Here is a 24,937-nt window from a genome sequence, read left to right on the forward strand (position 1 = left end):
GCCACCCGACGCAGGGTTACCCCATGGCATTCATCCGATCGGCAGGCCTGCGCGGCGTCCGACAGGTGGTCACCGACCTGGGCGGGGACCCCGACGACCTGGCCCGGCGCTGCGGCCTGCCGACCGCCGCCCTGGACAGCGACGAGATCCTGGTCGAGGACCTGGCGATCGCCCTGCTACTGGAGACGGCCGCCGCGGAGCTCGACTGCCCGGACCTCGGCCTGCGGGTGGCCCAGCTCCAGGACCTGGACATGCTGGGCCCGGTCGCCGTGGCCGTGAAGAACGCGCGCAGCACCACCCAGGCGCTCGAGATGACCTCCAAGTACCTGTTCTTCCACTCGCGGTCGATCGAGATCACCGTGATCCCCGATCCCAGGGGCGACGACGACGTGCTGGGCGTGCGTTTCGGATACCGCGACGTAGACCAGGAGATCCCTCCGCAGTCCGTCGACCTGGTGCTCCTGTTCCTGCACCGCGCGATGCAGAGCGTGCTGGGGCCCGACTACGGACTCCTGTCGGTGGAGTTGCCGAACGAACTCGGCGCTGCGGAGCAGCAGTACCGGGAGCTATTCGGCGCCCCGGTGGCGGCGTCGACCCCGGGCGCGGTGCTGCGCGTGCCGTCCGCGCTGCTCGGGCAGCCCATCCCCGGCGGCGACCAGACCCTGCAGCAGTTGGCGCTCCGGTACCTCGACCAGCACGTCCCCGCGGACCGACGCGGCTTCGTCGACCACGCCCGGGCGGTGCTGCACCAGTCGCTGGAGACCGGCACCTCCTCGCTCGCGGACGTCGCCGGCCTGCTGGCGGTGTCGCCGCGCACGCTGCAGCGCGAGCTCGCCAAGGAGGGCACGACCTTCGCCGGGATCCGCGATGATGTCCGTCGCGAGACGGCGCTGCGACTGCTCACCACCACGGAGATCCCGCTGTACCAGATCGCCTCCGCCCTCGACCTGGGCGATGCGACCACGTTCAGCCAGTACTCGCGCCGCTGGTGGGGAAAGACCGCTCGCCAGGTACGACTCGGCGGCACGCCTGCCGTCGAGGTGGGAGACTGGAGACCATGAGCTCGATCCCGGCGTCCGACCCCCTGGCCATGCTGCGCTCCGGGCGGGGACCGGAGGACGGGGCCGAGCCGGACGACCCGATCCGCGAGCAGATCCTCGACGCGGCGACGGCGCAGTTCCAGAGCGTGGGGATCGCCCGGTCCACGATGAACGACATCACGCGGCGGGCCGGCCTGGCTCGGATGACCCTGTACCGGCGGTTCGCCAACAAGCAGGAACTCGTCGAGGCGACGCTGCTGCGTGAGTCGGCGTGGTTCCTGTCCGATCTGCAGCAGGAGATCGACGCCCACGACACGGTGGAGGACAAGCTCACCGAGGGGTTCGCCTTCACCGTCGAGACACTGCGCGATCATGACCTGCTCAACCGGCTCCTGGAGACCGAGGCGGAGGCGACCGTCCCGCACTTCACGGTCCAGGGGGCGCCGCTGATCACCGCGGCCGCGCACTTCCTGGCCGGCGAGGTCTCCCGCAACGCCCCCGACTCGCGCAGCTACGAGGAACTGCTGGTCGTTGCCGAGGTGACCGTGCGGCTCGTCATCTCGTTCGTCCTCAGTCCGTCCATGGTCATCGATCTGGACGACCCCGAGGTCTCCCGGGCGTTCGCCCGCAACCACCTCGGTCCGCTGCTCGGCCCGTCGGCGTTCGCCGGCGAGGCCGGACCAGCGCATTCCTGAGTAATTCTTCGCAGGCGGTTGACGAAACACCCCTCCGTGTCTAGCGTCAGTTACAAATAGATCGCGGATGTCACTCTGTATCGATCCGCATCTGGCTCCCACGCTCCCGGCAACGGCCGGTGACCGGAAGGATGATCATGACTGCTGTCGCACCCGCCCCGTCGGCGACCACCGAGGAGTACGAGAACACGCTCCGGCGCCTGTCGGACGCCTCGGTCCACCGCAGCTTCGACCCGTTCAAGGACATCTCCTGGGACCACCCGGACTTCAAGGCGGATCCCACCGACAAGCGCTGGATCCTGCCCGCTGGGATCGACCCGCTGGGCGGGCACCCCTGGTACCTGGCGCAGCCCGAGGAGAAGCAGATCGCGATCGGCCTGTGGCGCCAGGCCAACATCATGAAGGTCGGCCTGCAGTTCGAGAACATCCTGATCCGCGGGATCATGCAGTACGTCTTCAAGTCGGAGAACGGCTCGGCCGAGTTCCGCTACCTCACGCACGAGGCCACCGAGGAGTGCCACCACACCCAGATGTTCCAGCAGGGTGTGAACGCCATCGGCGCGGACGTCCCGGGAATGCCCAAGTGGCTGCGCCGGATCTCGCCCATCATCCCGATGGCGGCCGGCCCGTTCCCGGTGGCCTTCTTCATCGGGGTCCTCGCCGGCGAGGAGCCGATCGACCACACGCAGAAGCAGGTCCTGCGCAACTCGGACAACCTCCCGCCGGTGCTGTCGCGGATCATGGAGATCCACGTCGCCGAGGAGGCCCGCCACATCTCCTTCGCCCACACCTTCGTCGCCCGCAACGCGCCGCGCATGTCCCGCCGAGAGAAGTTCCTGGTCTCGCTGGCGTTCCCGGTGATCATGCGGCTGCTGTGCGACGCGATCCTCAAGCCGACCAAGGAGTTCCGCGACGCCTTCGACATCCCACAGGAGGTCGTCGACGAGCTGTACTGGGACGGCCCTGAGTCGCGCCGGTTCCTGTCGGACCTGTTCGGTGACGTGCGCATGCTCGCCGAGGATTCCGGGCTCATGAACCCGACCGCCCGCCGCGTGTGGAAGGCGCTGAAGATCGACGGCCGCCCCTCCCGCTTCCGCGGCGAGCCGCCGGTCGCGTTCCACGAGCCGGCCCCGGCCGCCGCCGCGAGCTAGGCTGCCATGCCCCACGTCATCACGCAGGCCTGCTGCGCGGACGCCTCATGCGTCCACGCTTGCCCGGTCAACTGCATCCATCCCACGCCGGACGAGCCGGATTTCGGCACCGCCGAGATGCTCTACATCGACCCGGTGTCGTGCGTGGACTGCGGCGCCTGCGTGGGGGCGTGCCCGGTCGGGGCGATCGTGCCGCACACCGAGCTGGCCCCGGAGCAGCAGGACTTCCTGCGTATCAACGCCGAGCTCACCGGGGACAACCGTCCGTCCCGGCCCCAGGCCCGCGTGCCGGCGTTGGTGCGCCTCGGTCCGACCCGCACAACGCTGCGGGTCGCGGTGGTGGGCGCCGGCCCGGCCGCGCTGTACGCCGCGGACGCCCTGCTGCGACAGGACGACGTGCAGGTCACGGTCTTCGACCGGCTGCCGGTGCCGCACGGACTCGCCCGCCACGGCGTGGCGCCCGACCACACCAGCACCCGTGCGGTCGCGGACCTGTTCACCGCGATCGAGGACGAGCCCGACTTCGACTACCGGCTGGGCGTGCGGATCGGCGAGGACGTCACCGCCGCCGAACTCGCCGCGCACCACCACGCCGTCATCTACGCGACCGGCGCGGGGACCGACCGGCCGCTGTCCATCCCGGGCACCGACCTCCCCGGCAGCACGTCCGCGACAGAGGTGGTGGCCTGGTACAACGATCACCCCGACCACGTGGACGCGCACGTGCCGCTGGACCACGAGCGCGCGGTGATCGTCGGCAACGGCAACGTGGCGCTGGACGTCGCGCGCATCCTGGCCACCGACCCGGAGCGGCTGGCCGACACCTCGATCGCTCCGCACGCCCTGGACGCGTTGCGCCACAGCCGGGTGCGGGAGGTGGTGGTGCTGGGCCGGCGCGGCCCGCAGCACGCCGCTTTCACCCTGCCCGAGCTGGTGGGTCTGGCCACGCGGGAGGACATCGACCTGCGCGTCGACGCGCCCGACGGCATCGACGTGGACGCCACCGCCGACCGTCAGACGCGCCTCAAGCTGGAATATCTCGCCGAGCTCGCCGCGCGCCAGACCGACGCGCCGGGCGATCGCCGCCGGATCGTGCTGCGCTTCCAGGCCTCCCCCGTGGAGGTCGTGGGAACCGACCGTGCGGAGGGCCTGCGGGTGGTGCGCACCGAGCTCGAGGTCGACGACGACACCGGCACCGCCCGCGCCGTCCCGGTTTCCGGCTCCGAAGAGGTCATCGCGGCCGGACTCATCCTGGGTTCGGTCGGCTACCGTGGCGTTCCGGTGCCGGGAGTGCCGTTCGATCCGGCCTCCGCGACGATCCCCAGCTCGCAGGGCCGCGTGCTCGACGAGCCCGGCGGCAGCGAGTTGCCGGGCCAGTATGTGGTGGGCTGGATCAAGCGCGGACCGCGCGGGTTCATCGGCTCCAACAAGACGTGTGCGGCGGAGACCGTCAACGCCCTGTTGGCCGACGCCAACTCGGGGACGCTGCCGTCGCCGCGGCCCGCGTTTGAGTTCGACGCGCTGCTACGCGGTCGCCGACCCGATCTCATCGACGGTGCGGCATGGCGCCGCGCCCGCCCCCGCGCAAAGGCCGCTGCCTCTGTTTAGTGGGCCCGGGTTTCTCCCGGACGACCGACCGCCGCGCCGACCCGGCGACGGCCCAACCCCGCGGCCATCCAGTCGACCAGGTCCGCGACGTACTCGTGGTGCGGTGGGAACGAGTCGGGGGAGGCCTCGGCACGGACGGCGAGGTCGGAGGTGACGACGACGACGAGTTGCCGCACCCGGTGCCGTGCCATCTCCGTGCCGCACCGTCGCGCCGTCTCGCTGACCAGCGCCTCGATCTGATCCTGGAGCGCGGTGCCGCCGACCGGCCCGGCGGTGACGGTCCGACCGACCTCGGTCAGCGGTCCCACCTGGGCGATCACCCGGAGTGTGCAGCGCCCTTCTTCGTCGAGGAGCAGATCCGCGAGCGGTGCCACCACGGCGCGTACCGCCTCGGGCAGGTCGGGCGGGTCCGTGCGCCAGCGCGCCAGGTCGGCCCGGCGCTCGTCCTCCATCCGCGCCACGCCGTCGGCGAGGATCTGCGCGAGCAGGCCGCTGCGGGAGCCGAAGTGATAGTTGATCGCCGAGTCGTTTCCCTGCCCGGCGTCGGCGATGATGTCCCGGACCCGGGCCGACTGCCAGCCCTCGTCCGCGAAGCGGCGCAGTCCGGCCAGGTAGAGGGCCCGGCGAGTGTCGGCGGAGGTGCGCGGCATGGGCCGAGTCTAGCCGGATTCGGCCCGACCCCTTCCCCCGGATTAACAGTAGGTGTTAAATGGCGGCATGTCCGCCGAGACGCCCTCCGCAGCCACTGCCCCGCCCGTCCCTTCCGCGCCGACCACCGCGACGGCCGACGTGTTCGACCCCTTCGATCCCGCGCACCTCGCCGACCCGTACCCGGCCTACCGGGTCCTCCGCGAGACCGACCCTGTCCACCACCACGTCAGCGACGGCACCGCTGCCCGCCCCGACTTCTGGGCCCTGTCCCGCTACGCGGACGTCGACGCGGCGGTCACCGCACCAGACCTCTTCTCCTCCGCCAGCGGTCTGACCTTCTACCCGGACGAGATCGCCGCGCTCGGCCTGGCCCCGACCATCGTGATGATGGATCCGCCCGAGCACTCGACCAAGCGCCGCCTGTTGGCCAGGGCCTTCTCGCCGAAGCGGGTGGCCGCCACCGAGCCGGTCATCCGCGAGTTCGTGCGGGGCCGCCTCACCGACCTCAGCACGCGCTACTCCGCCGGCGAGTCCGTCGACCTCCACCGCGACTTCTCCTCGCAGGTGCCGACGTTCGTGCTCTCGCACCTGTTTGACCTTCCGGAGGCCGACCGTCCGCTCTTCGACCCGTGGGTCACCGCTCTCACCTCACTCCAGGAGGAGGGCTTCCGCCCCGAGGGACTCGCGGGCGATGCCGTCTCGGCGGTCGCGGCGATGTTCGAGTACTTCGGGGCGCTCATCACGGAGCGTCGTGCGGCCCCCGGGGACGACCTCATCTCGGCGCTCACCCGGGCCGAGATCGATGGCCATACCCTCACCGACTGGGATGTCCTGGGGTTCTGCTTCGTGATCGTCGCCGGCGGCAACGACACCACCGGCAACCTCATCTCGCACACCGCCGCTCTGCTCGACCGGCACCCCGACCAACGAGCGATGCTCGCCGCGGACCCCGGCCTCATCCCCGGTGCGCTCACCGAATGTCTGCGCTTCGAGTCCAGCGTGCAGGCCCTGGCGCGGACCACGACCCGCGATGTGACGATCGAGGGCACGACGATCCCGGCCGGGGAGAAGGTGATGATGCTGTACGGATCGGCCAACCGCGACGAGCGCCACTACGGCCCCACCGCCGACCGGCTCGACATCACCCGCGAGGACACCGGTCATCTCGCGTTCTCGCGCGGCCCGCATTTCTGCATCGGCTCCCACTTCGCCCGGTTGCAGTCCCGGCTCGCGGTCGAGGAACTCTACGCGGCCCACCCGCGTCTGGGCGTCGACCACCACAACACCGTCCGCGCGCTCTCGCCCTTCACGCGCGGCTACGTGTCCCTGCCCGCCACGAATCTGTCCGTCACCGCCTGACCCCGCGCGTCAGGTGCCGCAGTAGGTGACGTGCGGGGCGGCACCCGCCGGGGACGGCTCGGTGAACCGCTCGAGGCCGGGGCGCTCGGTGTAGGGATCGGCGACGACGACGAGGAGCTGGCCCACCGGCCCGAGATCCCCTGCCGTGGCCGCGTCCAGCGCTTCCTCCACCAGGTGGTTACGCGGGATGTAGACGGGGTTGGCGAGCGCCATCTCCGGAGCCGAGGGTTCGTGAACCCGCCAGCGCGCGAGCCAGGCGTCGACCGGGCCCTCCCCGGCGCCGGGGTCGGCCTCCGTGCAGGTGCCCGCCGGTGCGGCGGCGAACAACTCGCGCAGGCCGGCCTCGTCCCCGCGGGCGGCGGCGGTCAGATGCCGGAAGAAGTTCGTGAAATCGACGCGCGTGGTGGTCAGCAGCGCCAGCAGGTCATCGATGAGCACGCGGATCGTCTCGTCGCCGGCTGTGCTCTCGCCGAGCCCCAGCTTGGAGCGCATACCCGCGGCCCACGCCCGCTGGTACTCGTCGGGGAAGGTTGTCAGCACCTCGGTGAGCTGGCGGACCGCCTCGTCCTGATCGGGATCGATGAGTGGGATGAGGGTCTCGGCGAAGCGGGCGAGGTTCCACTGCACGATCCCCGGCTGGTTGCCGTACGCGTAGCGGCCGCCGGTGTCGATGGAGCTGAAGACCGTGGCCGGGTCGTAGGACTCCATGAATGCGCACGGTCCGTAGTCGATCGTCTCGCCGGAGATCGTGGTGTTGTCCGTGTTCATGACGCCGTGGATGAATCCCAACAGCATCCAGCGGGCCACGAGGTCGGCCTGCCGGCGCAGCACGGAGGCGAACAGTTCCAGGTACGGATTGTCCGAGTCGGCGGCGTCGGGGTGGTGCCGGGCGATCGCGTGGTCGGCCAGTCGACGCAACACGGAGTCGGCGTTGTCGTCGTCGTGATCTGCGCCCGCACCGCCGGGCACGGCGCTGTTCCCATTGTCGCGCGCAGCGGCCTTCTCGGCCTCGTGCGCGGCGAGGGCGCGCGCGAACTGGAACGTCCCCACCCTCTCGTGGCCGGCCGCGACCCTGGCGAGCACCGCGCCCGGGAGCGGCTGCTCGCGGTAGACGGTGTCGCCGGTCGCGGTCACCGCCAACGAGCGGGTGGTGGGCACGCCGAGTGCATGCATGGCCTCGCTGATGACGTACTCGCGCAGCATCGGGCCGACCGCCGCCAGCCCGTCCCCGCCGCGGGCGAACGGGGTGCGACCCGAGCCCTTGAGGTGCAGGTCGCGGCCGTCGGGGAACTCGCCCAACAGCAGCGCCCGCCCGTCGCCGAGCCGCGGCGAGTAGCCACCGAACTGGTGCCCGGCGTAGGCCTGGGCGGCCGGCGTCGCACCCACGGGAACGTGGTTGCCGACCAGCAGGCGGGTGCCCTCGTCGCCGCGTAGATACGCGGGGTTCAGACCGAGCTCGGCGGCGAGCGACTCGTTGAGGAGCAACACCTCCGGCGCGGCGGCCTCCGCAGCACGCCAGGGCACCACCAGGTCTGCGAGCTCGGTGGCGTAGCGGGCGCCGAGGCGCGGCGCGGCGGACTGCGGGGTACTCATGCCCCGACGATACGGATCACGGCGCCCGCGAACATCCGCGGCGACGGGCGCACGCAGTCCACATGCCGCCCCAACCTGGGACTTCAGTCGACTAGCCTCACTGCGCATGTCGACTCGTACCCGCCTCGCGGCCGCCCTGATCCCGCTTCTGGCCCTGTCCGCATGTTCCGGAGGGGACGATGCCGAGAACGCCGAGGCCCAGGCGTCGAGCGCCTGCGCGGCCGCGGAGGGCGAGCTCCTCGCCGCCGATTCGCAGGAGGGCGAGCCGACGCTGGAGGTCCCGCTCCCGGAGGGCTGGAAGACCAACACCTCGATGAACTCCGAGCTCATCCGTCTCGCCGTGATCAACCCCGCGCTCACCAAGGACGACTTCGCGCCGAACGTCGTGGTGACCGCCGAGACCTCCCCCGCCGACGAGCAGGCCGCCTTCGACCGTCAGCTCGCCGGGCTGGAGCATGTCGCAGGCACCTCCGACGTCACGCCCGAGCGCGGCGAGATCTGCGGCTACAGCGCCTGGACCCTCGGATACGACCTGCCGGCGATGGGCGCCATCCCGGTGCGGCCCGCGGAGGTGCAGGTCATCGTGGTCCCGCACGAGGACCGGTCGATCACCTACACCATGACCGCCCAGTCGACCGCGCCCGTCGACCCCGCCTTCGAGGAGGCGGTGGAGGAGATCTTCTCCGGAGTGCAGATCACCAACTGAGCCCCGCGGCCTGCTCCAGGCTCAACGGGCGGCCCGGGCGGCGCGAACCGCCCGGGCGCCGGTCGCCGGCGGGCCGGCTCAGGTCGAGCACGTCGGTCAGGTCCTCGATGTGATGGTCCGGCCGGGCCCCGGCCAGGATCGTGGCGTGCTGATAGCCACCCCCGATCGAGACCGTCGTGTACCCCGCCGCCCGCGCCGACGTGATGTCGTAGGCGGTGTCGCCGACGTAGAGTGCGGGTTCGCCGAGGTGACGCAGTGAGCGAAGACACGCCACCTTGTCCTCGACATCTGTATGGACCAGGTCGAACAGCCCGTCGAGGCCGTTGGCCCGGAGGTCCTCACACACGCTCCCCGGTGCCGCCGCGGTGACGACCCCCGTGATCACGCCCCGCTCACGCAGTGCGGCGACCGTCCGCCGTGCGGACTCGCGCGCCGCCGCCTCGACCTCCATCGCGCGGTTCCAGTGCGCGGACGCCTCCGCCGTGTACTCCTGCGGCACCCCCAGGCCTGAGAACCAGTCGAGCAGCGGCAGAGTGAAGCCCAGCTGGAACTCTTCCTCCGAGAGCACCATCCCGAACTTCTCCAGTGCCTGGTTGGCCGCGTCGGCGGCCCGGGCCACGTCGTTCATCACCGTGCCGTTCCAGTCGAAGAGGACGAGAGGCGGACTTTCCACGCCCGGGCCGGGCTGGGGGACGGACGGGCGGTCGGGGGTCGGCGTCGACATGGCGCTCCTGCGATATGCGGTCGGTACGTGTGTAGAGAACACCGACGATTGAAACCCAGTTTCATTACGAGCAGCTGAATGAAAGTTACATACGCCGTTCACTCATGAAACCTGCTCGGTTCACCTCGACTGCCTAGCTTTCTCTTCCGTGAACACAGTCGAGAGCGCCCGGGAGATCGAGACCGCCGGCGATGTCAGAAACCTCATCCGCACCAACCTCCCGGGGTTCTCCCCGGCGGAGCGGCGCGTGGCCGACGCGGTGCTCGCCGACCCCCTCGAGGTGCTGGACGCCTCGGTCACCGAACTCGCCGACCGGGCCAGCACCTCGGCCGCCACCGTGGTGCGGATGTGCACGAGCATCGGGCTCAAGGGTTACCAGGAGCTCAAGACCCGGCTCGCCGTGGAGTACGTGCCCGATGCCGACGCCGCCACTGACAGCGCGGTCGGAGCCGGAGCGAGCCTCACCGCGACGCTGCTGCGCGACTTCGCGTCCGCGCTCAAGGACACGGCCGCCGTCCTGGACATCGGCGAGGTCGAGAACGTCGTGGAGGCACTCCTGTCCGCGCGGCGCATCCAGTTCGCCGCAGTCGGCACCTCGGCGATGCTCGCGTTCGACGGCTCCTACCGGCTCACCACCCTCGGCATGAGCGCGTTCTACGTCGGCGACGTCCACGCGCAGCACATGCAGGCGCGGATGCTCGGGCCCGGGGACGTCCTGTTCGTGGTGAGCCACACCGGCTCGACCTTCGAGACCCTCGCCGCGGTCCGGTCCGCCCGGACCGCCGGCGCGACCGTTCTGGCGATCACCAGTTTCGCCCGCTCCCCGCTGACGGAACTGTGCGACCACGCGATCATCGCCGGCAGCGCCGAGACCCGGATCCGGGTCGAGGCCGTGGCCAGTCGACTCGTCCACCTCGCCGTCCTCGACGCGCTCCATGTACTCATCCGTCAGCGACTCCCGGATGCCGACGAGCATCTGCGGGCCGCTGCGGACGTCCTGGCCGAACACCGGTTCTGACCACCGGCCCACCCCCACCACACCCGAGAAGCAGGTAGATACCCCATGCACGGAACAGTGCGTGCCCCCGACGGTGCCGGAATCCCCGGTATCGTCGTCACCGACGGCCGCGCCTCGGTCACCACCGACGCCGACGGCCGCTACGACCTCCCCGGCGACGGGAGATTCGTCTCCGTCCGCCGCCCCGCCGGCGTCACCGCCGAACCGTGGTGGCACCGCGTCGCCACGGACGAGACCGGCTCCGCCGGTGCCCCCGCCTCCCCGACCGACCCCGGCGCACCCGCAGCTCAGTCAGCACCCACCGACTTCCTCCTGACCCCGACCCCGCAGACGCTGCCGTACGAGTTCGTCCACCTCACCGACACCCACCTCAGCGACCCGAGCGCCCCCAGCACCCCGCGCCGGGCGGCCTCCCTCTACCCGGAGGGCTCCTCGGCCGACCAGTTCGCGACCCTGCTCGCCGAGCTGCCCAGTCTCGCCCCCGACGCCCAGGCCGTGTTCCTCACCGGCGATCTGGTCGATGAGGGCACCGCCACCGAATACGAGTCCCTGCTGCGGGTCCTGGCCTCCAGCGCGCGGCCGGTCCACGCGATCGCCGGCAACCACGACCACATGAACGGCATCCACGACTCCGTGGTCTCGCCGAACGGCTACCTCACCAACACCGGCGACCCGGCCCTGTACGAGCAGTTCATGGGTCCGCGCTGGTACAGCTTCGACGTGCCCGGCCTCCACGTGGTGGCCATGGACTGGCACACCCACGAGCTCGGGATCGACTCCGCTCTCCAGGAGGAGTGGCTGCGCGGGGACCTGGCCCTGGTCCCGGATGAGATGCCGTGGATCCTGCTGTTCCACGACCAGCCGAGCGCCGCCGTTCTGGACGCCGCGCCGCGCCCGCCGCTGGCCACCTTCTCCGGCCACTGGCACACCTCCCGCGTGGTCCGCATCGACGGGACGCTGCACGTCAACACCCCGCCGACGTTCTTCGCCGGGCTCGACTACACCCCGCCGATGCTCCGCCGCGTCATCTGGGACGGGCAGCAGGTCGCGGTGAACTCCGTCGTCGTCGCCCCCGACACCGCCCGCCCCGTGCCGACGGTGAGCGCCACGGCCACCGTCGTGGGCTCCGGACGCCCCGGCCCCTGGGGACCCGCGCGGTGGGTCACCCCCCTGGCCGGCGCCGCGGTGCGGCAGGGCGTGGGGAGCGACGACGACGACATCGTGGTGGGCTCACAGCTCGAGGACGCGGCCGCCGGGTCGGTCGACCTGATCGACCGCTCGACCGGCGAGATCCGCTGGTCGGTCACCACCGCGGCCGCGGTCAAGAGCACCCCCGCGATCGGCGGCGACCTCGTGGTGGTCGCGGACGTCACCGGGGCGGTCCACGGTCTCGACCGCGGCACCGGCAACCCGGTCTGGACGAGTCCGTCCTCCGATCCGTACCGCCGCTTCGCCTGGGGCGCGCCGGTGATCGACTCGGGTCGCGTCGTGGTGGGCGACCAGGCCGACCTGCGCTGCCTGGACCTGGCCACCGGCGAGGTGCTGTGGCGGCGCACCGACATCGCGCCGCACCACAACCTGTGCAATCATTCCGCGCCGCTGATCGTGGGCGACCTCGTGGTGGTGGGCTTCTGGCCTAGTCCCGATCACCCGCTGGGGATCGACCTGGCCACCGGCCGTGACCGCTGGAACGCCCCCGGGCCGGACGCCGCGGCGCCCGCGGATTCCGCCGCGGTCAAGCGTCTTCTGGTGATGGGCACCGGCGCCCACGACGAGGCCACCGGCGCTGCGATCCTGCCGGCCCACGGCCTCACGCTGGCGGTTGGTGTCGCCGACGGTCGGCGCCGCTGGGCGGCCCCGCACGAGGGCGGATTCTCTCCGGCGGCCCCGGTCGTCACCGACCGCGGGGTCGTCGTGACGGTCGGCGGCGTCGGGCTGCGCATGCTCGACCGCGCCGACGGCAGCGCGCTGTGGGACACCCCGGTCTCCGCCTCCGCGGCGCTGCCGTTCCAGCCGTACGCCAAGGCCGGGGGTGTCGTCCTCGCCCCGCCCACCCCGACCGGCGACCGTCTGGTGCTTCCGTGCCTCGACGGCGCGATCCGCACCTATGCGCTCGACGGCTCGCTCACCCGCACCGTCGCGCATGACGCGCCACTGGCCGCGCCGCTGGCCGACGCCGGCGACCTGCTCGTGGGCGTCGACGTGGACGGCCGCGTCATCGCCCTGCCCAAGGAGGGCCTGCTGTGACCGCCACCGCGACACCTGCGCGCTCGCGCCGCGACGATCAGTGGCGGCGCCGCGCCCCGCTGTTGTTCGTCACCCCGATGGCGTTGCTGGCGTTCCTGTTCGTGTTCTTCCCCGCCGCGCTGACCTTCATCGGCAGCTGGTTCCACATCCCGCTCGCCGGCGGGACCTGGACCTTCGTCGGCACCGCGAACTATGAGCGCATCTTCACCGACCCGCACTCGCAGCGCGCGATCGTCAACACCCTCGTCTACTCGGTCGGCACGATCGTCCCGAGTCTGGTGCTGGGTCTGCTCCTGGCGATGCTCGCCAACTCGATCGTGCGCGGCCGGGCACTGGTGCGGACGCTGCTGTTCCTGCCGATGACCGCGAACCTCGTGGCGATGGCGGTGGTGTTCACCTACATCTTCGATGTCCGCGGTGGCGCCGCGAACCAGCTGATCGGGCTGTTCGGCATCGCGCCGATCAACTGGCTCGGCAGCACCGACTACGCGCTGACCACCGTGATGCTCGTCGGCGTGTGGCGGACCGCGTCGTTCACCATGATGATCTTCTTCGCCGGCCTGGCCACCGTGCCCGGGACGATGCTGGAGGCCGCACGCATGGAGGGCATCAGCCCGATCACCCAGCTGACCCGCATCATCCTGCCGGTCATGAAGCCGACCGTCGTGTTTGCCGTGGTGATGGCGGTCCTGCAGTCCATCCAGGCCTTCGACACGGTCCGCGTGATGACCGACGGCGGCCCCCAGTACTCCTCCGAACTCATCCTCACCCACGCCTGGCGCCTGGGCTTCCAGTACTTCGACCTCGGCGGGGCCTCGGCCATGTCGTTCCTCATGGTCGTGGCGCTGGTGGCCGTGGGGCTGTGGCAGCGCCGGATCCTCGCCGGAAAGAAGGACGACCGATGACCGTGACCTCACCCCCGCGCGCCGGCTCGCAGACCGCGCCCTCCCCATCGGAGGAAGACGCGAACGCCGGTCAAATCCGCGCGGACGCAGCGGCACTGGCCCGCACCGCGGCCAAGTGGATCGTTCTCGCGCTGGCCCTGCTGATCTCGCTGTTCCCGTTCTACTGGATGCTGCGCACCTCGGTCTCGCAGCACGACGAGGTGTTCGGCGAGGGCTTCAGCCTGTTGCCGCAGTCGCTGACCTTCGAGCCGTACGTCCGGGCCTGGCAGGAGGCCGGGCTCGGCCAGGCGATCACGGTCGGGCTGATCGTGAGCTTCGGCATCCTCGCCCTCCAGCTGCTCACCGTCATCCCGGCCGCGTACGCCCTGACGGTGTACCGCAGGAGGTGGACCGGCGGAGTGTTCGCGTTCGTCATGCTCTGCCTGCTCATCCCCGGCCAGGTCACCATGATCCCGCTGTTCATCGGCCTCAACCAGGTGGGTCTGGCGGACACCCTGACCGCGCTGATCCTGCCGTTCGCCACCTCGGTGCTCGGCACGTTCATGATCCGCAACCAGATGATGTCGGTCCCGCCGCAGCTGCTGGAGGCGTGCGCGATGGACGGGCTCGGCCCGGTGCGCACGATGGTCAGCATCGTCGCACCCATGGCCAAGCCGGGGATCGCCGCGTTCAGCGTGTACTCGGTCTTCGTCCACTGGAACGACTACATGTGGCCGCTGCTCGTGGCCCGCAGCCCGGACATCCACACCCCGCCGCTGGCGCTGGCGATCTTCCAGGACGTGGACTCCGGGGCCGACTACCCCGCGCTCGCGGCCGGCGCCGCGATCGTCACCCTGCCCATCGTCCTGATCTTCCTGCTCGCCCAGAAGCACTTCGTCCGCGGCATGAGCGGCACCGAGATCACCGGATGACCCGCCCCGACGGCCGGCCGCATCCGCCGGACCCCCACACGGACCAGTCCCCCGCCGACCACCGATTCCGTACCTCGCCCAGAAGAGAGAAGACACCCATGAAGAACGCACGCCCGGCCCTCGTCGGCGGTTCCGCCGCCGCCCTCGCCCTCCTGCTCGCCGCCTGTGGTGGCGGCGGCGCCGGTGACCAGCCGGCCGACGGCAGGGAGGTGGCCCAGGCCGCCGACGTCGCCGAGTGCAGTCCCGACGGGATGACCATCAACGTCGCCTACAACTCGCTCGCGGAGAACTCGATGCCGGTGGCCGTCGAGGCCATGGAGAGCCGCTACCCCGGGCTGTCGATCGAGGGCACCCCGGCCGCGTCCACCGCGTACGAGGAGCTCACCCAGCAGATCGTCGCCGACATCGCGGTGGGCAACCGGCCCGACGTGATCATGACCGGACTCGGCCAGATGCAGTTCTGGGTCGACACCTACGACCCGGTCCCCTTCGACACCGACTCGCTGCCGGAGACCTACCAGACCCAGTTCCTCGGCGCGGGCACCGTCAAGGACGGCACGACCTACGTGGCGCCCGCCCAGATCTCGGCCCCGGTGATGGCCGTCAACCAGACCCTGCTCGACGAGGCGGGCGCCGGTCAGGCCGAGGACATCACCACCTACGACGAACTGCTCGAGGTGGCCCAGCAGGTCACCGACCACACCGGCGAGCCGTCCGTGTCGATCGCGCCGTCCGGCCTGCCGGAGTGGTTCACCCAGGGCCTGCTCCAGAACTCGGGGGCGACGCTGGCGAACGAGGACGGCACCGCGGCCTTCGGTGACGAGGATGGCATCGCCGCGCTCGACATCTGGTCGCAGCTCGGCCAGCGCGGACTCGAGGCCGGCATCGCCGACTCCACCCAGGCCGTCGACCAGTTCAACACCGGCACGCTGCCGTTCGCGATGATCACCACCTCGACCATCGTGGCGATCGAGCAGGGCCTGGGCGACGAGTTCGAGTGGATGCCCATCAAACTGCCCAGCGTCGACGGCACCACCGACCGCGCGCTGCCGGCCGGCGGCAACGGCTACATGGTGCTCTCCGACGACCCGTGCCGCGCCGCATATTCGCAGGAGCTGATCGGCGAGCTGTTCACCCCGGAGTCCGTCCTGAAGGCCTCGGGCACCCAGCGCAGCTACATCCCGGTCGACACCGAGGCGCGGGACGAGCTGCTCGCCAGCGACGCCGCCACCCCGCCGATGGAGTTCGCGTGGACCTTCGACAACGAGCTGAGCCAGTGGGGCGAGGGCTTCCCGGGCGGCCCGGCCAACCAGATCTACGACACGATCGAGGTCATGGCGCAGCGTCTGCAGTCAGGTGAGCCGACCGAGGACGTCGTGCCCGAGACCGTCGTGCAGATCGACCGCATCGTGGAGGGGAACCGCTGATGACCGCCATCAGGATCGCAGGAGTGTCCAAGTCCTTCGGTGATGTCGCCGCCCTGAGCGACATCGACCTGGAGGTCGAGTCGGGCGAGAACATCGCAGTGCTCGGCCCCTCGGGGTCGGGAAAGTCGACCCTGCTGCGGGTGGTGTCCGGCCTGGAGTCCGTCGACCGGGGCGAGGTGCTCTTCGACGGCGAGCGGCAGAACCAGATCCCTCCGGAGAAGCGGGATGTGGCGATCGTCTTCCAGAGCTACGCCCTCTACCCGCACCTGACGTGCCGGGAGAACATCACGCTCGGACTGCGACACGGCAAGAAGCTCTCGCGCTCGGACGCCGATGCCCGTGCCGTCGACATCGCCACCCGGATGCAGGTCGAGCACCTGCTCGACCGCAAGCCGCGGGCGATGTCCGGTGGTCAGCGCCAGCGCATCGCGCTGGCCCGCGCCCTGGCCCGTCGCAGCAGCATCGTCCTGCTGGACGAACCGCTGTCCGGGCTGGACGCGCAGCTGCACGCGCGGCTGCGGGTGGAGATCGCCGGACTGCTCCAGAGCGTGGGTGCGACCGGGGTCAACGTCACGCACGACCAGGCCGACGCCATGGCGATGGCCTCGCGGATCGCGGTGATCAACAAGGGTCGGATCGAGCAGTTCGGGACCCCGGACGAGCTGTACCGCCGCCCCGAGACGCTGTTCGTCGCCGGGTTCGTGGGCACCCCGCCGATGAATCTGTTCCCGGTGGATCCCGAGAGCGGTCGCAGCACGTTCGGCGAGCTGAGGCTCGGCGACGAGCAGGACGTCACCATCGGCGTGCGACCCGAGCGGTTCCACCTCTCGACCGAGGCCCCCGTGAACGCCGACGTGTGGTCCCTCAGCGGCCGCGTGGTGCTGATCGAGCCGACCGGCCGTGAGCGGATCGTGCACGTCCAGACCTCGCTGATGGAGTCGTTCGCGGTGATCGTCGACGCGGACCACGCCCCGTCGGTGGGCGCGTATGTCACGGCGTGGTGCACCCGCGACCACGTCCACGTCTACTCCGACCGGACCGAGCGCAGGCTGGGCAACGCCCGCGAGTGCGGAGTCGAGCTCGACGAGCGCGTGCTCGTGGTCTGACCCAGTGAACCGGGCCGGGCCCCGGGGTCGGCGACACAGCCGGCGCCGGGGCCCGCCTGTCTCCGTTCATAGCAGACCGGAGAGCAGCCGGAAGGCGTTGTCCAGATACTTCTCGTACCAGGGCCGGGCCCGCCACCGGGCCAGGTCGAGTTCGTCGGAGCGGGACGCGTAGTCCGCGAGGACCTCGTCGGTCGCGCGCACGACCTCCGGGTCGAGCACCATCAGGGTGACCTCTCCGTTCTGGCTGAACGAACGCATGTCCATGTTGGAGGAGCCGATGGCCAGGATGTCCCGGTCGACCAGCACGAACTTGGAGTGCAGCACGTCCGGCGCCGGGTAGCGCAGGATCCGCACCCCCGCCTCGAGCAGCTCCTCGAGATAGGACTGCTGGGCGTGGTGGATCATCACCTGATCCGCCTTCTGACAGATCATCAGCGTGACGTCGACGCCGCGTTTGACGGCGCTGGTGACCGAGTACAGCAGCGAATCGTCCGGCACGAAGTACGGCGTGCAGATCGCCACGCGGTCGACCGCCCGGTAGATCAGGTCGTTGAACAGGCGCAGGTTGTTCTCGTCGGGAAAGCCCGGCCCCGACGGCAGTACCTGCACCGGCGATCCCGTGAGCTCGTGCCGGGCCGGGTCGATCTCGGCGCGCACGACGTCGCGCAGGTCGTCGCTGGTCTCCATGTACCAGTCGGAGGCGAACACCAGGTCCAGCGAGGTGACCATCGGCCCGGTGCCCACGACGTTGAGTTCCACCCAGCGTCGGCCCATGCGGACCGCGGATCGCCGTCGGTAGTGCGGCTCGATGAGGTTGGTGCTGCCGGTCAGTGCCTGCCGACCGTCGACGACGAGGATCTTGCGGTGGTTACGCAGGTCAGGCCGTGACGGGCGCCAGCGGGTCACCCGCAGCGGCAGCGACGGCGAGAACTCGATGTCCGAGCCGGCCAGCCGCCGACGGAGTGCCCGGTATCCCCTGACCTGCGCCGTGCCGACGTGGTCGTAGAGGACCCGGACCGCGACGCCCCGCTCGGTGGCCCGGTCGAGGGCGTCCCACACCGGTCCTGCGTAGTCCGGGTCGTCGGAGACCATGTAGAAGAGCATGTGGACGTACGTCTCGGCGGAGTCGATGGCCTCGACCATCCACCGGAACGTCTCCTCGTAGTCCGAGATGAGCGTCAGGTCGTTGCCGAGGTGGACGGGGAACGCCCCCAGCCTGCGGTTCATGTCCACGGTCGCCCGAAGCCGCCGGCTGTGGGCCAGCACGAGGTCGCCGTCGTCGGTGCCGACCAGCAGTTCGGCCAGCTCCTCGTTGATCTCCCGCTGCAGTTCCTGCCGCCGCCTCGACAGCCGGTTGGTACCGAGCACCGCGAACAACGGTAGGGCGACCACCGGGACGAGGAAGACGCCGAGCAGCCACGCCATGGCGGTGCTCGGGCGACGCCCACCGGGGATCACGCCGATCGCGACCAGCCGGATCACGACCTCCACCACCAGGGCGGCGATCGCGACCCAGGCCGGGATCCAGCCGATGCTGTACCCGGTCAGAGGCCAGATCATCGTCCTGCTTCCTGCCCGCCGACCGGGCTCCGGGATGTGGAGCTCAGAAGTGTAGCGGTCAGAAGTACTGGGAGCCGCCGTCCACGCTGATGTGCTCGGCGGTGATGAATGCCGACTCGCCGGAGGCCAGGAAGGCCACGATGTTCGAGATCTCCTCCGGCTCCGCGTAGGTCTGTTCGAGGAACGTCGAGCCCATGAGATTGAGCGGCGGGTTGGACTTCCCCACCTTCTCGAGCTGGCCCACCATGTCGCCGCCACCCATCGGGGTCGCGACGCCGCCGGGATGGACGCTGTTGACGCGCACGTTGCGGGGGCCGAGTTCGGCGGCGAACGCGCGGGTCATCCCGACCAGCGCGTGCTTGGAGGCGGTGTAGTGGACCATGAACGGCTGGATCTTCTTGCCCGCGTACGAGCTGATCAGGATGATCGAGCCGCCGCCTGCCGCGATCACGTGGTGGGCGGTGGCCATCACCGTGTTCCACACGCCGGTCACGTTGATGTCGATGGTCGCGGCGAAGTCCTCCGGCGCGATCGCGTCCCACACCTGCGGGGTGCAGATCCCGGCGTTGGCCACGACCACGTCCAGGCGCCCGAGCTCGACCACCGCGTCGTCGACGATCTTCTTCATCCCGTCCAGGTCTCGGACATCCCCGACGGACAGCAATGCCCGGCGGCCCTGCGCCTCGACCAGCCGGCGCGTCTCCTCGAGGTCCTCCGGCGTGGCCGGGTCGTAGGGCACGGCGGCGGGCAGCGGACCGGCCAGGTCCAGACCGATAATGTCCGCGCCCTCCGACGCCAGCCGGACGGCGTGCGCCCGGCCCTGCCCCCGCGCGACCCCGGTGATGAACGCGACCTTGCCCTCGAGCCTGCCTGCCATGACGGCCTCCCTGCCGCGGTGTGGACCCATGTATCCCTCGTCGCCACCCTAGGCCGATCGGGAGGCTCTAGAGTCGGAAGTCACACGGACCGGGAGGCGGACATGGCCAAGAAGAAGTGGACAGACCTGACCGACGGGCAGCGGGCCGGGCTGATGGCGCTCGCCGCCGTCCAGGTCTCGCTGGCCGTCAGCGCGTGGGCCGACCTCGCCTCCCGGAACCCCTCGCAGATGCGGGGCAGCAAGGGTCGTTGGGCCGCGGTGATCGCGATCAACTTCATCGGGCCGGCCCTGTACTTCACCCGGGGACGTCGGTGATCGTTCCCTCGAGGGCGATGATGACGACGACTACGACGACGCCGTCACCGACCATGCCGCACACCCGGAGACCGGCAGCGCTGTCGGCAGGCGCGCCCCTCGTCGTCGTCGCCTGATGCGGGTTCTCGTCACCGGCGGTGCACGGTCCGGAAAGTCCCGGCACGCGGCGCGCCTACTCGAGGACCGGACGCGCCCAGGCCCGTCGCACGCAGACCCGCCGCACCAGGGCCCGCCGCACCCGGGCGCCCCTGGCCACACCCCCGCCCCGGTCACGTTCATCGCCCCCGGCCGTCCCGCCGACGAGCTCGACGACCCCGACTGGGCCGCCCGCGTCCGGCACCACCGCGCCCACCGACCCGCCGGGTGGCACACGCTCGAGACCGCGGACGTCGCCGCGGCGCTCCGCGAGACCCTCGGTCCTGTGCTGGTCGACTGCCTGGGCACCTGGCTGACCGGGTGTGTCGACCGGCTCGGGCTGTGGGACGCCCCCGTCGACGAGGCGCGCCTGGCCGTAGACGCTCATGTCACGGAGCTGTGTGAGGCGCTGGCCGGCCGCGACGACGTGGTGCTGGTGACCAACGAGGTCGGTTCCGGCGTGGTGCCCGCCCACCGCGCCGGCGGCGTCTTCCGCGACCTGCTCGGCGCGCTCAACCAGTCCGTGGCCGCGCAGTGCCACGAGGTGCATCTGGTCGTGTGCGGGCGCGTGCTGGTGTTGTGACCGCCACCGGCCCCGCGGCCCCATAGGGTGGGAGGCTGACCGGCCCCGGCGGCCGGACACACCCTCACCTGAAGGCGGAAGGAACCCGTGAGCACCGACAAGGTCGCCGAGAGCACCGACGAACCCGCCGCGCCCACCCCACCGTCCCCGCTGGCCCGGGCGGGCGGACTGGTCGTGACGGCCGCGCGGCGACTGCCCGTCACCGCCGCATTCGTGGCGGCGCTCATCGTCACCGGCATCGTGTTCCAGGCCCTGTGGCGTCACGCCTACCGGGCCAGCTGGTTCGAGGGTGTGGCCTACGGCCTGCCCGCCCTGGAGGGCGGTCGGTGGTGGACGCTCGGCGCCGGGCCGTGGTTCGGACTCACGCCACTACAGCACGCGTCGCTGATCGTGCTGGTGGCGGTCGGCATCGGTGTGGGTGAATGGCGGCTCGGGCCGGTGCGTGCCCTGATCGCCGCGATCGGTGGGCAACTCATCGGGGTGCTGGGGGCGTTCGCGGTGATCGTCCCCGGCCACGCCGTGGGATGGGCCTGGGCCACCGAGCTCTCCCTGGTGCTGGACGTGGGCTGTTCGACCGCGGTGGTCTCGGTCCTGGCCGCCGCCACCGCCACCCTCGTCTCGCCGTGGCGACTGCGCGCCCGGGCCATCCTGTACGGATACGTGATCGTCTCGTTCCTGTTCGTCGGGAGCCTGGCGGACCTCACCCACCTCATCGCCTTCGGGGTGTTCTTGGCTGTAGGCGAGAAGTTCTTCTCGAGCGGCGAGCACGGGCTGCGGCCCCGGACCCGCCGCGAGACCCGGCTGGTGGTCTCGGCGGGCATGTGGTTCATCGCGGCCGTCCACGTGGTGGTCTACTTCATCCCCTCCGACGGCCCCCTCGGCCCGACCGAGGCCGACGACGTGAGCCTGGCCAGCATGCTGCTGTCGGTCCTGGTCGCCGCCGTGACCGCCGAACTGCTGCGCCGCGGTTACCGGGCCGCCTGGGCCGTGGCGCTCGCGTACGCCGTGCTCACCACCCTGAGCACGTTCGTGATCACCGGGTTGGTCGTCGCCGCCGACTTCGAGTCCATCGGCGCCGTCACCCTCGGCACCGGCCTACTGTGGGCCGGCGAGGCGGTCCTGCTCATCGCCGGCCGCAACGCGTTCGGTGTCCACCTGCGCCGCCGCGTCACCGGATCCACCGTCCACCCCGACGACGTGGTCAACCGCGTCCGCGCCCTCATCCGCCGGTACGGCGGCAGCACCATGTCGTGGATGATCACGTGGCAGCCGATGAACTACTTCTTCGGCCCCGGCGGCGACGACTCCGCGGGCGTGGTCGGCTACCGCATGCACGTCGGGACGGTCATCGGCCTGGCCGACCCGGTCGCCGAACCAGCCGACCGTGCGCGGCTCCTGGCCGAGTTCGTCGATTTCGCCGAGTCCCAGGCCGCGGTCCCCTGCCTGTTCTCCGTCTCCGGCGACACCGCTGAGACCATGCGCGGGAAGGGCTGGCGGGCACTGCAGATCGCCGAGGACACCCTCATGGACCTGCCGGACCTGGAGTTCGCCGGCAAGAAGTGGCAGAAGATCCGCACCGCCATGAACAAGGCGCAGAAGAACGGCACCACCTATATCTCGGGTCTGCTGCGTGACCAGCCGGCGGAGATCCTGATGCAGGTGCGGGAAATCTCCGAGCAGTGGGTGGGCGAGAAGGAGCTACCCGAGATGGGCTTCACCCTCGGCACGGTCGAAGAGGCGCTCGACGACGACGTCCGCATCGCCCTCGCGGTGGACGCCGAGGGCGTGGTCCAGGCGGCGCTGTCGTGGCTGCCGGTCTACCGCGGCGGGCCCTCCGGCGGCGCGCGCGGCTGGACCCTGGACCTCATGCGTAAGCGCAACGGGCCGGGCGCCAACAACATGGTCGAGTTCCTCATCGCGCGTTCGGCGCTGGAGTTTAAGGAGGAGGGTGCGGACTTCCTGTCACTGTCGGGCGCGCCGCTGGCGCACAGCGGGGGCGACGACGACAACGCCGACATGGCCGTCCTCGACCGGGGACTCGACCTGCTCGGTCAGGCGCTCGAGCCCTACTACGGGTTCCGGTCTCTGCATCACTTCAAGGCCAAGTTCAATCCGCGGATCGACCCCGTCTATCTGTGCTTCCGCGACGAGGCGGATCTGCCGCGCATCGGGCTGGCCATCGGCCGGGCCTACCTGCCGGGGGCCACGACCCGTCAGCTCGCGGCCCTGGCCCGCTCCGGCTCCTCGGACACGATCGACGTCTGAGTCGGCGCCCGCGCCTCGCACCCTGGCTCGCGCCGACCGCCCGTCACCGCCCCGCCGACCGCCCCCCTGCCCGCAGTTGCCAGACATGGATCTCCGGTTGCACGACGTCAGGTGCGATCCGAGCTGAAATTTCGCACACTATGTCCGGCAATCGCGGGGCGGTGTCTTGCAACCGATTGGCGGGCGGCACGTCGAGAGCCAAGCCGTCGAGTGAGTCTGCTCAATCCCGGACCACGGCGAGGACGGCGGCCCGGGCCGTATCGGCGGTGTCGGCGTCCAGTGCGAGCGTCGCGAACTCGCGACACTGCTCGAGCGTGACCTCGGCCAGCGCGGCGCCCACGAACGGCAGGGCCGCCGGCGCCACCGAGAGCGAACTGACGCCGAGGCCCAGCAGCACCATCGCCAGGTGGGGGTCGGCCGAGGCCTCGCCGCAGACGCCGACCGGCACGATCCGGCCGGTCCCTCCCGCGGCGGAGGCAGCTGCGGTCTCGACGACCCGGTGGATCAGCCGGAGCACGGCGGGCTGCCACGGGTCGTTCAGCGCGGCGAGCCCGGAGGACATGCGGTCGGCGGCCATCACGTACTGGGTGAGGTCGTTGGTGCCTATCGACAGGAAGTCGACGTGGGGCAGGAAGCGATCCACGGCCACCGCCACCGCCGGCACCTCGACCATGATCCCGGGCGTCAGGCCTCGCTCCCGGCAGCGTTCACCGAAGTCGCGGGCCTCGTCGACGGTGGCGATCATCGGGGCCATGACCCACGGCGACTCCTGGGCGGCGCCCACCCGGCGGCCCGCCTCGGCGATGGCGTCGAGCTGCCGGTCGACCAGTCCGCGGTCGAGCAGGTCCACGCGTATCCCGCGCACCCCGAGGGCCGGGTTCTCCTCGTCCGGCATCCCGGTGAAGGCCAGCGGCTTGTCGGAGCCGGCGTCCAGTGTCCGGGTCACTACCTTGGCGCCCGGGAACGCCCCGAGGACCCGGGCATAGAGCTCCGCCTGTTCCTCCACGCTTGGTTCGCTGGGCCGCGAGAGGAACGCCATCTCGGTGCGGAACAGGCCGATCCCGCCGGCCGGCCCCCGTGCCGCGTCCTCCGCGCCCTCCCCGTCCTTGACGTTGGCCAACAGGTCGACCGGGTGGCCGTCGGCGAGGACGGCGGGCCCGGTCCAGGCGGCCGCCTTGTCCCGCAGTTCCCGGTCCGAGGCGGCGGCCGCGGAAGCGGCCTGCGCGTCGGGCTCCGACTGGATGGTGCCGCTGCCGCCGTCGACCAGCACGGGGGTCCCGTCCTCGATCGCGGTGAGGCCGGACGCGCCGACCACGCACGGGATCCCCAGGTCACGGGCGATGATCACGGTGTGCGAGGTGGGCCCGCCGAACTCGCACACGATCCCGAGCACCATCGCCGCGTCGAGCCCTGCCGTGTCGGCGGGGGCGAGGTCGTCGGCGAACAGGACGCCCGGTTGGTCGAAGGCCGGGATCCCCGGCTCGGGCAACCCACGCAGCTCCGCGATCACCCGTGCACAGATGTCCCGCAGATCGGTGATCCGCTCGGCCTGACGGCCGCCGACCCTGGTGAACATCTCCACGAAGGTCTCGGTGGCGGCGAGAGTGGCCTCCTCCACCCCGAGCCCCTTCTTCAGCCCCTTGCCCACGGCCTTGGCCCAGCCGCGGTCCCGGGCCAGCACGGCGTTGGCCGCGAGCACCTCGGCAGAGACCCCGGTGGCGGCCGTCGCCCGCGCGTCGAGCCGCGCGCTCACCGTGCCGGCGGCGTCGACGAAGCGCTGACGCTCCCGCTCGACCTGCTCGGCATCCGGCGCGGCGGCGGCGGCGGTGGCGGTGGCGGCGGTGGCGGTGGCGGTTCCGTCCGCAGCCGCGCCGTCGCGGGTCGTGCCCGGGCTGACCAACTCAGCGCGCTGCACCCATCGGGCCACCCCGTAGGCGAGGCCCGGCACCCTCCCGTTTCCTCGGATCGTCGTTCCGGTCTGCGCGTCAAGGGCCATAGGGCTCTCCTTAGGAGATCGGGCACGGCTACCCACGTCGAATACTAGGATTGTGACGAGAGTAA

At 71.0% G+C, this 24,937-nt stretch carries 21 protein-coding genes; 15 read left to right on the forward strand and 6 right to left on the reverse strand.

Annotated elements, in window-relative coordinates:
* The first annotated feature begins 23 nt into the window (after positions 1-23).
* From ACWIFB_RS02955 to ACWIFB_RS02970, 4 genes are all read left to right on the forward strand, one after another.
* Positions 24-1,061: an AraC family transcriptional regulator gene (locus tag ACWIFB_RS02955; protein ID WP_454057250.1), complete on the forward strand. Its 1,038-nt coding sequence runs from the start codon at positions 24-26 to the stop codon at positions 1,059-1,061.
* Positions 1,058-1,735 (forward strand): TetR family transcriptional regulator, encoded by a 678-nt coding sequence (locus ACWIFB_RS02960; RefSeq protein WP_454057251.1) that lies wholly within the window; start codon positions 1,058-1,060, stop codon positions 1,733-1,735. Before ACWIFB_RS02955 ends, ACWIFB_RS02960 begins: the two co-directional genes overlap by 4 nt.
* A gap of 137 nt (positions 1,736-1,872) precedes the next feature.
* A complete protein-coding gene (locus tag ACWIFB_RS02965; protein WP_454057252.1) occupies positions 1,873-2,886 on the forward strand; it encodes an AurF N-oxygenase family protein in 1,014 nt (337 codons plus the stop codon).
* A 6-nt stretch (positions 2,887-2,892) separates the two neighbouring features.
* Positions 2,893-4,494, forward strand: a complete 1,602-nt coding sequence (locus ACWIFB_RS02970; protein WP_454057253.1) for an FAD-dependent oxidoreductase — start codon at positions 2,893-2,895, stop codon at positions 4,492-4,494.
* Here ACWIFB_RS02970 and ACWIFB_RS02975 read toward each other — a convergent pair.
* Positions 4,491-5,144 carry a TetR/AcrR family transcriptional regulator gene (locus tag ACWIFB_RS02975; RefSeq protein WP_454057254.1) on the reverse strand — a complete coding sequence of 218 codons (654 nt, stop codon included), beginning with the start codon at positions 5,142-5,144 and terminating at the stop codon, positions 4,491-4,493. The two genes, ACWIFB_RS02970 and ACWIFB_RS02975, sit on opposite strands and share 4 nt — an antisense overlap.
* 67 nt (positions 5,145-5,211) lie before the next feature.
* Here ACWIFB_RS02975 and ACWIFB_RS02980 point away from each other — a divergent pair, with 67 nt between their 5' ends.
* Complete coding sequence (locus ACWIFB_RS02980; protein ID WP_454057255.1) at positions 5,212-6,504, forward strand: cytochrome P450; 1,293 nt, start codon at positions 5,212-5,214, stop codon at positions 6,502-6,504.
* A gap of 9 nt (positions 6,505-6,513) precedes the next feature.
* Here ACWIFB_RS02980 and ACWIFB_RS02985 read toward each other — a convergent pair whose 3' ends face one another.
* A complete protein-coding gene (locus ACWIFB_RS02985; protein WP_454057256.1) occupies positions 6,514-8,097 on the reverse strand; it encodes a protein adenylyltransferase SelO in 1,584 nt (527 codons plus the stop codon).
* A gap of 106 nt (positions 8,098-8,203) precedes the next feature.
* On the opposite strand from ACWIFB_RS02985, the gene ACWIFB_RS02990 reads away from it, so the two are divergent.
* Positions 8,204-8,803, forward strand: coding sequence for a hypothetical protein (locus tag ACWIFB_RS02990; RefSeq protein WP_454057257.1), 600 nt, complete (start codon positions 8,204-8,206; stop codon positions 8,801-8,803).
* Here the strand turns inward: ACWIFB_RS02990 and ACWIFB_RS02995 are convergent.
* Positions 8,793-9,527, reverse strand: coding sequence for an HAD family hydrolase (locus tag ACWIFB_RS02995; protein ID WP_454057258.1), 735 nt, complete (start codon positions 9,525-9,527; stop codon positions 8,793-8,795). The two genes, ACWIFB_RS02990 and ACWIFB_RS02995, sit on opposite strands and share 11 nt — an antisense overlap.
* A 148-nt stretch (positions 9,528-9,675) precedes the next feature.
* On the opposite strand from ACWIFB_RS02995, the gene ACWIFB_RS03000 reads away from it, so the two are divergent.
* The 6 genes from ACWIFB_RS03000 to ACWIFB_RS03025 all read left to right on the forward strand — a co-directional run bounded on the left by ACWIFB_RS03000 (position 9,676) and on the right by ACWIFB_RS03025 (position 17,141).
* A complete protein-coding gene (locus ACWIFB_RS03000) occupies positions 9,676-10,545 on the forward strand; it encodes a MurR/RpiR family transcriptional regulator (RefSeq protein WP_452098088.1) in 870 nt (289 codons plus the stop codon).
* Positions 10,546-10,590: 45 nt separating this feature from the next.
* Positions 10,591-12,792: an outer membrane protein assembly factor BamB family protein gene (locus ACWIFB_RS03005; protein WP_454057259.1), complete on the forward strand. Its 2,202-nt coding sequence runs from the start codon at positions 10,591-10,593 to the stop codon at positions 12,790-12,792.
* Positions 12,789-13,697 (forward strand): carbohydrate ABC transporter permease, encoded by a 909-nt coding sequence (locus tag ACWIFB_RS03010; RefSeq protein ID WP_452098090.1) that lies wholly within the window; start codon positions 12,789-12,791, stop codon positions 13,695-13,697. The genes ACWIFB_RS03005 and ACWIFB_RS03010 overlap by 4 nt, the downstream gene beginning before the upstream one ends.
* The gene (locus ACWIFB_RS03015) at positions 13,694-14,608 is read left to right on the forward strand and encodes a carbohydrate ABC transporter permease (RefSeq protein WP_452098091.1); all 915 of its coding nucleotides are present in this window, start codon (positions 13,694-13,696) and stop codon (positions 14,606-14,608) included. The genes ACWIFB_RS03010 and ACWIFB_RS03015 overlap by 4 nt, the downstream gene beginning before the upstream one ends.
* A 98-nt stretch (positions 14,609-14,706) precedes the next feature.
* Complete coding sequence (locus tag ACWIFB_RS03020; RefSeq protein WP_452098092.1) at positions 14,707-16,035, forward strand: ABC transporter substrate-binding protein; 1,329 nt, start codon at positions 14,707-14,709, stop codon at positions 16,033-16,035.
* On the forward strand, positions 16,035-17,141 hold the full coding sequence (locus ACWIFB_RS03025) for an ABC transporter ATP-binding protein (protein ID WP_452098093.1): 1,107 nt from the start codon (positions 16,035-16,037) through the stop codon (positions 17,139-17,141). Before ACWIFB_RS03020 ends, ACWIFB_RS03025 begins: the two co-directional genes overlap by 1 nt.
* Positions 17,142-17,207: 66 nt before the next feature.
* Here ACWIFB_RS03025 and cls read toward each other — a convergent pair whose 3' ends face one another.
* Together cls and ACWIFB_RS03035 are read right to left on the reverse strand one after the other, a co-directional pair.
* Positions 17,208-18,701 (reverse strand): cardiolipin synthase, encoded by a 1,494-nt coding sequence (gene cls, locus ACWIFB_RS03030; RefSeq protein WP_452098094.1) that lies wholly within the window; start codon positions 18,699-18,701, stop codon positions 17,208-17,210.
* Positions 18,702-18,759: 58 nt separating this feature from the next.
* On the reverse strand, positions 18,760-19,578 hold the full coding sequence (locus ACWIFB_RS03035) for a mycofactocin-coupled SDR family oxidoreductase (protein WP_452098095.1): 819 nt from the start codon (positions 19,576-19,578) through the stop codon (positions 18,760-18,762).
* 102 nt (positions 19,579-19,680) lie between these two features.
* Here ACWIFB_RS03035 and ACWIFB_RS03040 point away from each other — a divergent pair, with 102 nt between their 5' ends.
* The 3 genes from ACWIFB_RS03040 (at position 19,681) to ACWIFB_RS03050 (ending at position 22,876) form a co-directional block, all read left to right on the forward strand.
* Entirely contained in the window at positions 19,681-19,893 is a 213-nt protein-coding gene (locus tag ACWIFB_RS03040) for a PLDc N-terminal domain-containing protein (RefSeq protein ID WP_454057260.1), read from the forward strand.
* 115 nt (positions 19,894-20,008) lie between these two features.
* Positions 20,009-20,611: a bifunctional adenosylcobinamide kinase/adenosylcobinamide-phosphate guanylyltransferase gene (locus ACWIFB_RS03045; protein WP_454057261.1), complete on the forward strand. Its 603-nt coding sequence runs from the start codon at positions 20,009-20,011 to the stop codon at positions 20,609-20,611.
* A gap of 87 nt (positions 20,612-20,698) precedes the next feature.
* Entirely contained in the window at positions 20,699-22,876 is a 2,178-nt protein-coding gene (locus ACWIFB_RS03050; protein WP_454057262.1) for a bifunctional lysylphosphatidylglycerol flippase/synthetase MprF, read from the forward strand.
* 220 nt (positions 22,877-23,096) lie between these two features.
* Here ACWIFB_RS03050 and ACWIFB_RS03055 read toward each other — a convergent pair whose 3' ends face one another.
* On the reverse strand, positions 23,097-24,872 hold the full coding sequence (locus ACWIFB_RS03055) for a putative PEP-binding protein (RefSeq protein ID WP_454057263.1): 1,776 nt from the start codon (positions 24,870-24,872) through the stop codon (positions 23,097-23,099).
* Between the last annotated feature and the right edge of the window lie 65 nt (positions 24,873-24,937).

It is taken from the genome of Dietzia sp. NPDC055340 (assembly GCF_053645335.1).